This window comes from Streptomyces sp. NBC_00341 (assembly GCF_041435055.1).
GTDB lineage: Bacteria > Actinomycetota > Actinomycetes > Streptomycetales > Streptomycetaceae > Streptomyces.
The window spans coordinates 1,721,842-1,734,145 of sequence record NZ_CP108002.1; the positions used below are offsets into that span (position 1 = coordinate 1,721,842).

General features: G+C 72.7%; 12 protein-coding genes and 1 pseudogene. 3 read left to right on the forward strand and 10 right to left on the reverse strand.

The window, feature by feature from the left end:
• The 4 genes from recN to OG892_RS07630 form a co-directional block, all read right to left on the reverse strand.
• Window positions 1–1,746: a DNA repair protein RecN gene (gene recN, locus OG892_RS07615; RefSeq protein WP_371628750.1), complete on the reverse strand. Its 1,746-nt coding sequence runs from the start codon at window positions 1,744–1,746 to the stop codon at window positions 1–3.
• Window positions 1,747–1,842: 96 nt separating this feature from the next.
• A complete protein-coding gene (locus tag OG892_RS07620) occupies window positions 1,843–2,748 on the reverse strand; it encodes an NAD kinase (RefSeq protein ID WP_073739934.1) in 906 nt (301 codons plus the stop codon).
• On the reverse strand, window positions 2,745–3,560 hold the full coding sequence (locus tag OG892_RS07625) for a TlyA family RNA methyltransferase (protein ID WP_328867559.1): 816 nt from the start codon (window positions 3,558–3,560) through the stop codon (window positions 2,745–2,747). The genes OG892_RS07620 and OG892_RS07625 overlap by 4 nt, the downstream gene beginning before the upstream one ends.
• Window positions 3,561–3,594: 34 nt before the next feature.
• Complete coding sequence (locus OG892_RS07630) at window positions 3,595–3,921, reverse strand: hypothetical protein (RefSeq protein WP_371628751.1); 327 nt, start codon at window positions 3,919–3,921, stop codon at window positions 3,595–3,597.
• Window positions 3,922–3,964: 43 nt separating this feature from the next.
• Between OG892_RS07630 and OG892_RS07635 the strand changes: the two genes are divergently transcribed.
• Entirely contained in the window at window positions 3,965–4,312 is a 348-nt protein-coding gene (locus OG892_RS07635) for an SCP2 sterol-binding domain-containing protein (protein ID WP_024494660.1), read from the forward strand.
• 147 nt (window positions 4,313–4,459) lie between these two features.
• Here the strand turns inward: OG892_RS07635 and OG892_RS07640 are convergent, their stop codons facing one another.
• The 4 genes from OG892_RS07640 to OG892_RS07655 form a co-directional block, all read right to left on the reverse strand.
• On the reverse strand, window positions 4,460–5,266 hold the full coding sequence (locus tag OG892_RS07640; RefSeq protein ID WP_073739938.1) for an ABC transporter ATP-binding protein: 807 nt from the start codon (window positions 5,264–5,266) through the stop codon (window positions 4,460–4,462).
• 92 nt (window positions 5,267–5,358) lie between these two features.
• Window positions 5,359–6,348: a FecCD family ABC transporter permease gene (locus OG892_RS07645; RefSeq protein WP_371631593.1), complete on the reverse strand. Its 990-nt coding sequence runs from the start codon at window positions 6,346–6,348 to the stop codon at window positions 5,359–5,361.
• A gap of 119 nt (window positions 6,349–6,467) precedes the next feature.
• The gene (locus tag OG892_RS07650; RefSeq protein WP_073739940.1) at window positions 6,468–7,427 is read right to left on the reverse strand and encodes an iron ABC transporter permease; all 960 of its coding nucleotides are present in this window, start codon (window positions 7,425–7,427) and stop codon (window positions 6,468–6,470) included.
• Between the two features lie 117 nt (window positions 7,428–7,544).
• Window positions 7,545–8,336, reverse strand: coding sequence for an FMN-dependent NADH-azoreductase (locus OG892_RS07655; RefSeq protein ID WP_371628752.1), 792 nt, complete (start codon window positions 8,334–8,336; stop codon window positions 7,545–7,547).
• Between the two features lie 76 nt (window positions 8,337–8,412).
• Here OG892_RS07655 and OG892_RS07660 point away from each other — a divergent pair, with 76 nt between their 5' ends.
• Window positions 8,413–9,294: a sigma-70 family RNA polymerase sigma factor gene (locus OG892_RS07660; RefSeq protein ID WP_328867556.1), complete on the forward strand. Its 882-nt coding sequence runs from the start codon at window positions 8,413–8,415 to the stop codon at window positions 9,292–9,294.
• Window positions 9,295–9,429: 135 nt separating this feature from the next.
• On the opposite strand, the gene OG892_RS07665 is transcribed toward OG892_RS07660, so the two are convergent.
• Both OG892_RS07665 and OG892_RS07670 read right to left on the reverse strand, forming a co-directional pair.
• On the reverse strand, window positions 9,430–10,458 hold the full coding sequence (locus OG892_RS07665; RefSeq protein WP_073739944.1) for an HAD-IIA family hydrolase: 1,029 nt from the start codon (window positions 10,456–10,458) through the stop codon (window positions 9,430–9,432).
• Window positions 10,459–10,628: 170 nt separating this feature from the next.
• A pseudogene (locus OG892_RS07670) lies at window positions 10,629–10,826 on the reverse strand (helix-turn-helix domain-containing protein); the annotation flags it as partial.
• A gap of 148 nt (window positions 10,827–10,974) precedes the next feature.
• On the opposite strand from OG892_RS07670, the gene OG892_RS07675 reads away from it, so the two are divergent.
• On the forward strand, window positions 10,975–12,252 hold the full coding sequence (locus OG892_RS07675) for a DUF1015 family protein (protein WP_371628753.1): 1,278 nt from the start codon (window positions 10,975–10,977) through the stop codon (window positions 12,250–12,252).
• The last annotated feature ends 52 nt before the right edge of the window (window positions 12,253–12,304 follow it).

Below are 12,304 nucleotides of genomic sequence, written 5' to 3' on the forward strand. Positions count from 1 at the left end.
CTATCCGTCCGTCCGTGCCGTGGCGAGGAGCTCCTCCGCGTGGGCGCGGGCCGTCTCGGAGTCCTCCTGGCCCGCGAGCATCCGGGACAGCTCCCGTACCCGCTCCTCGCCCTCCAGGACGGTGACGCCGCTCCGGGTCACCGAGCCGTCCACGGTCTTCTCGACCAGCAGCTGCCGGTCGGCGAACGCGGCGACCTGGGGCAGGTGGGTCACGACGACCACCTGGGCGGACCTGGCGAGCTTCGCCAGCCGCCGCCCGACCTCGACGGCCGCCTTGCCGCCGACGCCCGCGTCGACCTCGTCGAAGAGGTAGGTGGGTACCGGGTCGGAACCGGCGAAGACCACCTCGACGGCGAGCATCACCCGGGACAGCTCACCGCCGGAGGCGCCCTTGGCGATCGGGCGTGGCTGGGCGCCGGGGTGCGGGGCCAGCAGCAGTTCGACCTCGTCGGCGCCGGACGGCCCGTAGCCCACGCTGCGTCCGCCGATGTCGATGCCTGACGCCTCGTCGGGCGCCTCGGTCTGCCGGATGTCGAAGGAGACCCGGGCGTGCGGCATCGCGAGGGAGGCGAGCTCCGCGGTGACCGCCTCCGCGAAGAGCGCCGCCGCCGCCGTCCGGGCGTCGGTCAGCGCCTGGCCGAGTCCGGAGAGCTCGCCGCGCAGCGCGTCCCGCTCCGCGGTCAGTTCACCGATCCGGTCGTCGTCGCTCTCCAGCTCCATGAGGCGCGCGGCCCCGTCCTCGGCCCAGGCCAGCACGGCGGTGATGTCGTCGCCGTACTTGCGGGTGAGTCCGGTGAGCGCGGCGCGCCGCTCCTCGACCGCGGCGAGCCGGAGCGGGTCGGAGTCCAGCTGGTCGGCGTAGCCCGCGAGTTCGCCCGCGACGTCGGAGAGCAGGATGGAGATCTCGCCGACCCGGTCCGCGAGTGCGGCGAGCGCCGGGTCGTGGGCCCGTACCCCTTCCAGCGCCTGACCGGCCGCCGCGACGACGGTCGTCGCGTCGACCGCCTCCTGGTCCTCCGGGTTTCCTGCCAGCGCGGTGTGCGCGAGGGCGGCGGCGGAGGCGAGGGCGTCCGCGTGGCCGAGCCGCTGGGCCTCCGCGGCGAGCTCGGTGTCCTCACCGGGCAGCGGTTCGACAGCGGCGATCTCGTTCAGCCCGAAGCGCAGCAGGTCGGCTTCCTGGGCCCGTTCGCGGGCGCGCGTGGTCAGCTCGTCGAGTTCTCCGGCGACCTCGCGCAGCCGCCGGTAGGCCGCCGCGTAGGTGGCGTGCGGTACGGCGACACCGTCGCCCGCGTACCGGTCCAGGGCCTGCCGCTGCCTGGCCGGCTTGAGCAGCCCCTGCTGGTCGGTCTGGCCGTGCACGGCGACGAGTTCGTCGGCCAGCTCGGCCAGCACGCCCACCGGCACGGATCTGCCGCCCAGATGCGCGCGGGAGCGCCCCTCCGCGGAAACGGTACGGCTGATCAGCAGCGCACCGTCCTCGATCTCCGCACCGGCCTCCTCGGCCCGCAGCGCCGCCGCGTCGCCCTCGGACACCGTGATCCGGCCCTCGACGACCGCCGCCTTGGCGCCGATCCGTACGAGGGCGGGGTCGGCACGTCCGCCGAGCAGCAGCCCGAGGCTGGTGACGACCATGGTCTTGCCCGCGCCGGTCTCACCGGTCACGGCGGTGAAACCGGGTGACAGCTCCACCACCGCGTCGTCGATGACTCCGAGCGACCGTATCCGCATCTCCTCCAACACGGTCATGACCATACGAGGTTTCGTGGCCGCCGCGCACACGGGCCGCTGCCGGGGCACCGGATCGGGTGGGTACGGCGGACTCCCCGGGTGCCCGGTCCGGCGTCAGTGCGGCGCGCCCCGCCACCCCGACACCGGCAGCGCGAACTTGGCCACCAGCCGGTCCGTGAAGGAGGCCTGGTGCAGCCGGGCCAGCCGGACGGGAACCGTGCCGCGCCGCACCTCGACCCGGGCGCCGGGGGGCAGCTCGACCGTCCTGCGCCCGTCGCACCACAGCACCCCCTGCGGGGTGTGCGGCTGGACCTCCACGGCCAGCACCGACGTGGGCGAGGTCACCAGCGGCTTGGCGAACAGCGCGTGGGCGCCGATCGGGACCATCAGCAGGGCCTCCACCTCGGGCCACACGACGGGCCCCCCGGCCGAGAAGGCGTACGCGGTCGAGCCGGTGGGCGTCGCGCAGACGATGCCGTCGCAGCCGAACCCGGTCACCGGACGGCCGTCGATCTCCAGTACGACCTCCAGCATCCGCTCGGGCGACACCTTCTGCACGGCCGCCTCGTTGAGCGCCCAGTCGGTGTGGACGACGGTGCCGTTGCTGTGCACGACGACGTCGATCGTCATGCGTTCCTCAACGGTGTACGCCCGGGTGACGACCCGGTCGACGACGTTGTCCAGGTCGTCGCGCTCCGCCTCCGCGAGGAAGCCGACCCTGCCCAGGTTGACGCCGAGCATCGGCACCCCGGAGGCGCGCGAGAGCTCCGCGCCGCGCAGCAGCGTCCCGTCCCCGCCGAGCACGATGAGCAGCTCGCAGCCGTTCACCGGCTCCGGGGTGGCGTCGGTGACCGTCTCGACGGACGGCGGCAGCGGCAGGTCGGCCGCCTCCGTCGCCAGCACCCGTACGCCCAGACCGCTGCGCAGCAGGCCCTGGACCACCAGCTCGGCGCTGCGGATCGCGGCCGGCCGGCCGGTGTGCGCCAGAAGAAAGACTGTTCGTGCCGTATTCGTCGTCAACGAGGCCCCTCCGCCACTGCACGGTCGACATCCGCGGGATCCAGCTCAGGTGCACCGGCCCGCAGCCACAGAAAGTACTCGACATTCCCAGACGGTCCGGGCAGCGGGCTCGCCGTCACACCCCGGACCCCCAGTCCGAGCGCCCGGGCCCGGCGCGCCACCTCACGTACGGCTTCGGCCCGCAGCTCGGGGCTGCGCACCACCCCGCCGCTGCCGAGCCGCTCCTTTCCCACCTCGAACTGCGGTTTGACCATGAGGACCAGATCCGCGTCCGGGGCGGCGCAGCGCGCCAGGGCGGGCATGACGAGTCCCAGCGGGATGAACGACAGATCGCCCACCACCAGGTCGACGGCCGCGCCGTCGATCGCCTCCAGCGTCAGCTCCCGTACGTTAGTGCGGTCCTTGACGGTGACGCGCTCGTCGGACTGGAGCGACCAGGCGAGCTGCCCGTAGCCGACGTCCACGGCGACGACGTGTGCCGCTCCGGCCCGCAGCAGGACATCGGTGAACCCGCCGGTGGACGCCCCGGCGTCCAGCGCCCGGCGCCCCTCCACCGTCAGCCCCAGGGGCGTGAAGGCGGCGAGGGCGCCGGCCAGCTTGTGGCCGCCCCGCGACACGTACTCGGGGTCGCTGTCGTCCTTGGTGACGACGACTGCGGCGCTCGTCTCGACCTGGGTGGCCGGTTTGGCGGCGGTGTTGCCGCCGACGGTCACCCGTCCTGCGGCGATCAGCTGGCTGGCATGCTCGCGTGAACGGGCGAGCTTTCGGCGTACCAGCTCGGCGTCGAGGCGGCGACGGGCCACTCCTGCCACGTTCGGTTCAGCTCCTGTTGTTGTACGAGTCGTTCTACGAGTTGTTGTACGGCTTGTCGTCCGCGGGCCCCGGGACGGGCGCGGGCCCCGCGTCCAGTGCGGTCAGCGCGTCGCGCAGGCCACGGTGTACATCCTCGTACACCTCGATGTGGCCGCTCGCCGGGAGGCGGTCGGCGTCGGCCAGCCGTTCCAGTCGCGCGTCCACCCCCGCGTTGCCGGTGGGGGTGCGGACGACGCCGAGGGGCGCGGGGGCCGCCGGGTCGGGCCGGTCCGCCCGGGGCGGCTCCTGCGGTGCGTCCTGCGGGATCTCCCCGGGCGCGGTTCCGGCGGCCGTCCCCGGCCCCGGCGTCGAGTCGCTCATGCGGGAAACGCTACCCCGAGGCGCTGCGGTACCGTCGATCACGATGGCGACCATGGCGGAGTGCCGCAGCGCACTCGACAGACTTTCGGACAACCTCGCGGGGGCCGACGGCGACGTGCGCAGCGCGGCGTCCCTGGACCGTTCGCTGAGCTGCCACATCAAGGACCTCGACGTCACGTTCACCGGCCGGCTGGCCGGCGGCCGGATCCAGGTCCTGGACACCGTCGAGGGGCCGCCTGCGGAAAAGGCGGAGATACGTCTCGCGATGACCGGGGACGATCTGGTGGCCCTGGTCAACGGCGAGCTGAACTTCGCGAAGGCCTGGGGCTCCGGCCGGGTACGCCTGGAAGCCGGCTTCCGCGACCTCCTGAAACTCAGATCCCTGCTGTAACCAGCCCAGACCAAGCCCTGCCCGGCCAATCAATGCCGCCCGGCCAAACCAAGCCCGTCCGGCGATTGAGGACAAGGCGTGGCCGAAGGTCACGCGCCCCACCCACCGCGCCCCACCCACCGCACCGCACCCACCGCACCGCACCCCCTAAACCGGCGCGCCCCGCGCCCCCCGCACCCGCGCGGCCGGCACCACCAGCGGGGTCCCCGTCTCCGGATCGGAGATCACCTGGCACCGCAGCCCGAACACCCGCTCCACCAGCTCCGCGGTGACGATCTCCCCGGGCGCGCCCTCCGCGACGATCTCGCCCTCCCGCATCGCGATGAGGTGCGTGGCGTACCGTGCGGCGTGGTTCAGGTCGTGCAGGACGGCGACCAGCGTGCGCCCCCGCGTCTCGTGCAGTTCCGCGCACAGGTCGAGCACATCGATCTGGTGCTGGATGTCGAGGTACGTCGTCGGCTCGTCCAGCAGCAGCAGCGGCGTCTGCTGCGCGAGCGCCATCGCGATCCAGACCCGCTGACGCTGACCGCCGGACAATTCATCGACATAGCGATCACCGAGTTCACCGACGCCGGTCGACGCCATCGATTCCTCGACAATGCGTTCGTCCTCCGGCGACCACTGCCGCAGCAGCCCCTGGTGCGGGTAGCGCCCTCTGGCCACCAGATCCGCCACGGTGATGCCGTCCGGGGCGATCGAGGACTGGGGCAGCAGCCCCAGTGTCCTGGCGACCTTCTTCGCGGGCATCCGGTGAATGGCCTGCCCGTCCAGCAGCACCTGGCCCCTGCTCGGCCTGAGCATCCGGGACAGCGCACGCAGCAATGTCGACTTGCCGCAGGCGTTCGGGCCGACGATCACGGTGAACGAGTGGTCGGGTATCTCGACCGAGAGGTTCTCCGCGATGACCCGCTGGTCGTAGCCGAGGGTCACCGAGTCCGCGGTGAGGCGCTGCATGGTCGTACTCCGTGGGTCGGTCGGGGCGCTGGAGGAAGGCGGAGCGGGGGAAGGCGGGGCGGGTGAGGGCTTCGGGTGCCCGGTGCCGGATGTCATATGCGGCCCGCCTTGCGCTCGGACACCAGGAGCCACAGCAGGTAGCAGCCGCCGAGCACGCCGGTCACCACGCCCACGGGCAGCTGCCGGTCACCGAAGGCGTCGAGCGCGACCCAGTCCGCGACGAGCAGCAGGGCGGCGCCCATGAAGGTCGCGGCCACCAGGTTGGGGCCGGTCGAGCGGGTCAGCCGGCGGGCCACCTGCGGGGCGCTGAGCGAGACGAACGCGATCGGCCCGGCGGCGGCCGTGGCGACGGCGACGAGCAGCACGGCGACGCCCAACAGGACGAGCCGGGTGCGCTCGACCCGTACCCCGAGGGCGTACGCGGCGTCGTCGCCCATCTCCATCACCCGCAGGGCCCGGCCGTGCCCGAAGACCAACGGCAGCAGCACCGCGCAGACCGCCAGCAGGGGCCAGACCTGGGCCCAGTCCCGCCCGTCGAGCGAGCCGGTCATCCAGACGACGGCCCGGGTGGCGTCCACCAGGTCGGCCTTGGTGATCAGGTACTGGGTCACGGCGGTCAGCATGGCGGCGGCGCCGATCCCGACCAGCACGAGCCGGAAGCCGTGCACCCCGCGCTTCCACGCCAGCAGATAGACGGCGACCCCGGTCAGCAGACCGCCGGCCACCGCACCACCCGCGACCGCCGTCGCCCCGCCCTGGAACACCACGATCACGGTCAGCGCGCCGACCGTCGCGCCCTGGCCGAAGCCCAGCACGTCGGGGCTGCCGAGGGGGTTGCGCGAGATGGTCTGGAAGACGGCGCCGCCGGCCCCCAGCGCCGCGCCCACCAGGAGCCCCACCAGCACCCTCGGCAGCCGCAGGTCCGTGACGATGAACTCCTGCTGGAACGTGCCGTGCCCGAACAGCGTCGTGACGACCTCGCCCGGGGTCATGGAGAAGTCTCCGCTGCCGATGAGGACGACCCCGGCCGCCGCCACCACGGCGGCGAGCAGTACCACCACCAGGGAGGCCCGGACGTTCATCCGGAACGAGTACCCGCCGGCCGTCCGCACGGCCTTCACAGAGCGGGCCGTCCCCGCCGTCCCCGCCTGCCGTGCCGCTCCCGCCGCTCCCGTCGCTTCCGTCGTCTCCTTCGTGGCCTTCACAGCTGGGACATCCTCTTGCGTCGTACGAGATGGATGAAGACCGGCCCGCCGATCAGCGCGGTGACGATGCCGACCTGGAGTTCGGACGGCCGGGCGACGATCCGGCCCACCACGTCCGCGCCGAGCAGCAGCACCGGGGAGAGCACGGCCGCGTACGGCAGGATCCACCGCATGTCGGGCCCGGTGATCGTGCGCACCAGGTGCGGGATCATCAGCCCGATGAAGACGATCGGCCCGCACGCGGCGGTCGCCGCCCCGCACAGCAGGGTGACGGCGAGCATGGCCAGCACCCGGGTCCTGGTCAGATGGGCGCCGAGCGCCCGCGCGGTGTCGTCGCCCATCTCCAGGGCGTTGAGCGGACGGGCGATGAGCAGGGTCAGCAGGACGCCGATCGCGATGAACGGCCACACCTTGCCGACGGTCTCCGTATTCGCGGAGGCCAGCGACCCGACGGTCCAGAACCGCAGCCGGTCCAGCGCCGCCGAGTCCAGCAGCTGTACGGCGTTGACGTACCCGTACAGGGCCGCGGTGACCGCCGTACCGGCGAGCGCGAGCCGTACCGGGGTGGCGGACCGGCTGCCCCCGAGCAGGTACACGGCCACCGAGACGATCGCGGCGCCGGCGAAGGCGAACCAGACGTACCCGGTCAGCGAGGTGACACCGAAGAAGCTGATCGCGGAGACGACCGCCGCGGACGCCCCCGCGTTGACACCCAGCAGTCCGGGCTCGGCCAGCGGGTTACGGGTGAGGGCCTGCATCACCGCCCCGGCGAGGCCGAGCGCGCTGCCGACGATCAACCCGAGCACGGTCCGGGGAATCCGCACCTTCCGTACCAGGACGTCGTCGCTGCTCCCGGCGTAGTGGAACAGGCCGTGCCAGACGTCGGCGAGGGGCAGCGCCTTGGCGCCGATCCCGATACTCGCCAGGCACACCAGCACCAGGAGCGCCAACGCCACCAGGAGCCCTGCAGCGCGAACCGCATGGCGCCTGGGGGGCGCGGGATGGGCCGGTGCGGCTGTCGGGCCTGCACTCGGTTCCGGGGGACTCTCAACGAACACGCCGGTTAGGTTAGCCTACCCTCCTGTGACCTCGATCCGGGCTCCCGCCGACCCCGGCCGGGACGCCTGGCCGGGCCCGGACGCCTGGCCGGGCCCGGACGCCTGCTCCTGTTCGGACTCGCGCCCCGGCCGGGACGCCGCCGCGATCACCTCCGCCCGCGCCTCGGCCAGCGAGCTCGCCGCCGCCGAACGGAAAGGGGCCAGTCCGGGCACCAGCCCTGCCATGGTCAGCTCGGCGCTGACGAAACACAGGTCCTCCGGCGCCACCCCCTTCTCACCGAAGTACGCCCGCAGGTAGGGCGTCTGGAAGTCCCAGCCCTCCCGAGGGGTTCCGGGGCCATAGGCACCGCCCCGCGCGCTGATCACCACGACGCGCTTCCCCCGGAGGAGGCCCTCACCCGTGTCCGGCTCTGTGAGCGCGCCGGGGAATCCGACCCGGTCGATCCATGCCTTCAGCGAGGCGGAGACCGCGTAGTTGTACATCGGGGCGCCGACCAGCACGGTGTCGGCCGCCAGCAGTTCAGTGATCAGCGGGCGGGTCAGCGACCACTCCCGCCGCTCGGCCTCGCTCCCGATCAGCGCGTCCACGCCGTCCGGCGGGACGAGGCCGGTCCGCTCCGCCCTCCGGCCGAGCGTGCAGTAAGCGGTGTCCAGCGGGGGCACCGGGTCTGCGGCCAGGTCCCGGTACCGGTATCCGGCCGGGCCGTGCACGGTCCGCCAGGTATGGGCAAACAGTGCGGTCAGCTGCCTGCTGACCGACTCCTCCGAGCGGTTGGCGCTGGAATCCAGATGCAGCAAGGACGTCATCGACTGCTCTCCTGTCACTTCGGTTACGTTGCGTTCGTCAGGAGGGGTGACGGAACAGCACGGCGAAAGGTGACCGGTGGACGAGCGCGAGGCACTGGCGGAACGCTTCGAGGCGCAGCGCGCTCTGCTGCGCGCGGTGGCCCACCGCATGCTCGGTTCGCTGGACGAGGCGGAGGACGCGGTCCAGGAGACCTGGCTGCGCCTGTGCCGGGTCGACGCCGGCGAACTGGACAACCTGACCGGCTGGCTGCGGACGGTGGTGACCCGCATCTGCCTCGACATGCTGCGTACCCGAAGGTCGCGCAGGGAGGACCTGGCCGAGCAGGAGGTTCTCGACCAGGTCGCCGGGTCCGCCCAGGGCAGTCCGCCGGAGGACGAGGCGCTGCTGGCCGACTCGGTGAGCCGGGCGCTGCTCGTGGTGCTGGACACGCTGGACCCCGTCGAGCGGATCGCGTTCGTGCTGCACGACATGTTCGCCGTACCGTTCAGCGAGATCGCGACCGTCGTGGAGCGCACACCGGGCGCCACGAAGAAGATCGCCAGCCGTGCGCGTCACAAGGTGCGGGGCACTCCCGTGGTCCCGGCGGCCGAACTCGCCCGGCAGCATCAGGTCGTCTCGGCGTTCCTGGCCGCCGCGCGGGCCGGTGACCTCACCGCGGTCCTCGCGGTACTGGCCCCCGATGTGGTGCGGCGCGCCGACCCCGTCGCGGTGCCGCCGGGCGGCGCGGCCGAGGCCCGCGGCGCGCGAGCCGTCGCGGAGGGCACGGCGGCCCTGGCCCACCGGTCACGACTGGCCGAGCCTGCCCTGGTCAACGGCAGGGTGGGGGTCGTCGTGGCCCCGCGCGGCCGCCTGCTGTTCGCGCTCACCTTCACCATCGAGGACGACCTGATCACCGAGTACGACGTGATCGCGGACCCGGCACGCCTGCGCCGCCTCGACCTCGCCGTCCTCGGCTGACGCGGAGGCGGACGCGGAGGCTGACGCCGATGCTGACGTGGCCGCGGGCCCGGGAACGCCGGTCCGCCCGGTCACGGGCGGCGCCGGCAGCCGGCCCGTCCGCTGGGTGCGGGGCCACCGGCCGAACCGCCGCCGCTACAGCCCGAGCCTGGCCACGGCCTTCCCCGCGTCCAGCCCGCACGAACCCGCTCCGGCGTGCGACCACGCCGCCCCGCACAGCGCCCGCAGACCGTCGAGCGCCTCCCCGTCACCCTCCAGCACGAGCTGCTCGTCCCGGACGGACGCCGTCCAGCCGCCGCAGCCGAAGCCCTCGCCCACCGGCGTCACCTCGGGCTGTCCGGTCAGCAGCCCCCGCAGATCGGCGGCCACGTAGGTCGGCCGGTGCTCCGGCTTCGCGGCCAGCAGCTGCGCCGCGTCCGCCACCCCGGTCAGCACCAGCAGCGAGTCGACACCGCCGTTGAACGCCCCCTCGATGTCCGTGTCCAGGCGGTCCCCGACCACCAACGGCCGTTCGGCACCGGTCCGCAGCACCGTCTCCCGGTGCATCGGCGGCAGCGGCTTCCCGGCCACCTGCGGCTCGGCACCGGTCGCGATCCGTACGACCTCCACGGCCGCCCCGTTGCCGGGCGCGATGCCCCGGGCGCTCGGAATGGTCAGATCCGTGTTGGACGCGAACCACGGCAAACCGCGATTGACCGCATGGGCGGCCTCGGCGAACCGGCCCCACGTCATATCGGGCCCGCCGTACCCCTGCGCGACCGCCACCGGCTCGTCATCCGCCGACTCCACCGGCCGCAGCCCGCGTTCCCGCAGCGCCACCCGCAGCCCCTCGCCCCCGATCACCAGCACCCGGGCCCCGGCAGGCAGCTGATCGGCGATCAGCCGGGCCACGGCCTGCGCCGAAGTGATCACGTCGGCGGGTTCGGCCGGCACTCCCAGCTCGGTCAGATGCTCCGCCACCGCGTCCGGTGTCCGCAGCGCGTTGTTGGTGACGTACGCCAGGTGCATCCCGCCGTCCCGCGCCGTGCCGAGCGCCTCGACCGCGTGGTCGATCGCCTGCCCGCCCGCGTACACCACCCCGTCGAGATCGAGCAGAGCCGTGTCGTACGCCTCACTCAACGCGGTGCCGGTCCCGCTCGGCCTGGTCCTGCTCGCCTGACTCATATCCTGCGCTCCTCAATGCCTGGGTCTCCCCCGATCATCGCGCATCCACGAACCGCACATACGATGCAGAATTGGTTCCAGACCATGTTGCGTACGGTCAGGTCCTCAATCACGATCGTTTGGTTTTCACGAACGGCCCGCTTCTGCCAGAAGCTCGCGAACGCGCTCTACAGATGCCGCCGCGTCTGCTGCAACGGCACCGACGACACCTCGGACAGGAAGGCCAGTTCCTCGGACCGTGCGGCGAGCGCCAGGTCGTAGACCTTGCGAACGCACCCGAACGTGCGCGACAGCTCCGCCGCCTGCGAATCAGTCGGGTAGAAGCGGTACTTGAAGGCCCGCTTCACCTGCTTCGTGGCCACGCTCACAAACCGGCGAGCCCGCGATTTACGATCAAACCTGCGGGTCACATCACTGTGAACCGCCCTGGCGGCGAATCCCAGCTCGTTGCCCTGCTCCGCAGGAGCTGTGTTTCCGCTCCGAGCCAACGCACGGGGCATCCAAACAGGAGGAAAGATGAACTCACGAGGCCCTGCGGACCAGGGACTGCGGCTGATTCCGTTCCGTGGACTGCGCTACGTCCCCGAGCTGGTCGGCAGTCTCTCCGCGGTGACCTCGCCCCCGTACGACGTCGTCGTACGGCCCGACGGACTGCTCCATCTGGAATCGGCGGACCCGCACAACATCGTGCGCCTGATCCTCCCGCAGGCCGACACCGCTGCCGCCCGCCACGAACAGGCCGCCGCGACCCTGAACCGCTGGCTGGCCGAGGGAATCCTCGCCCCCGACGCCGAGCCCGCGCTCTACGTGTACGAGCAGCGCAACGGCGACATGCTCCAGCGCGGCGTCATCGGCGCGCTGGCCCTCTCCGACCCTGCCGACGGCATCGTGCTCCCGCACGAGGACGTGATGGCCGATGTCGTCGAGGACCGCGCCGACCTGATGCGGACCGCGGAGGCCCATCTCGAACCCCTGCTCCTGACCTACCGCAGCGATGGCCACGCCACCGGGGCGGCCGGCGTCATCGAGCGGACGATCCACCGCCCGCCGCTGCTCGCCACCACCACGGAGGACGGCTTCAGCCACCGGCTCTGGGCACTCACCGACGCGGCAGAACGGTCGGTGGTGGAGGCGGATCTGGCCCATCGCCAGGCCCTGATCGCCGACGGCCACCACCGCTGGGCCACCTATCTCAGACTCCAGCGGGAACACACAGAGCCCGGCCCGTGGGACTTCGGCCTGGTCCTCCTGGTCGACACGGCCAGGTACCCGCTCCGGGTACGGTCCATCCACCGGCTGCTGCACGGACTGCCCGTCACCGACGCGCTCGCCGCGCTGGCCGGCCTCTTCCGCGTCCGCCAGGTCGAAGGTCCGCTCCCCCGGGCCCTGGACGCCCTGGCCGGGGCGGCGGCCGAGGGCAATGCCTTCCTGCTCGCGGGCGACGGCGGATTCCACCTGGTCGACCGCCCCGACGATGCCCTGCTGGCCCGCACCGTCCCGGCCGACCGGCCGGATGCCTGGCGCACCCTCGACGCGACAGTCCTGCATTCGGCGCTGCTCGACCATGTCTGGCGGATCCCGGACGACCCGGCGCACATCGCGTACATCCACGACACCGCAGCCGCCGTCGAACAGGCCGAACGCCACAACGCCACAGCGGTGCTGATGCATCCGGTACGCGAGGAAGTCGTCCGGGACCTGGCCCGCCAGGGCGTCACCATGCCCCGCAAGTCGACCTCCTTCGGCCCCAAGCCGGCCACGGGGCTGGTCCTGCGCAGCCTCCCCCTCGGCTGACCCCGGCCCCGGCCCCGGCACGCAGAAGAGGGCGGCACCCCGCATGGGGTGC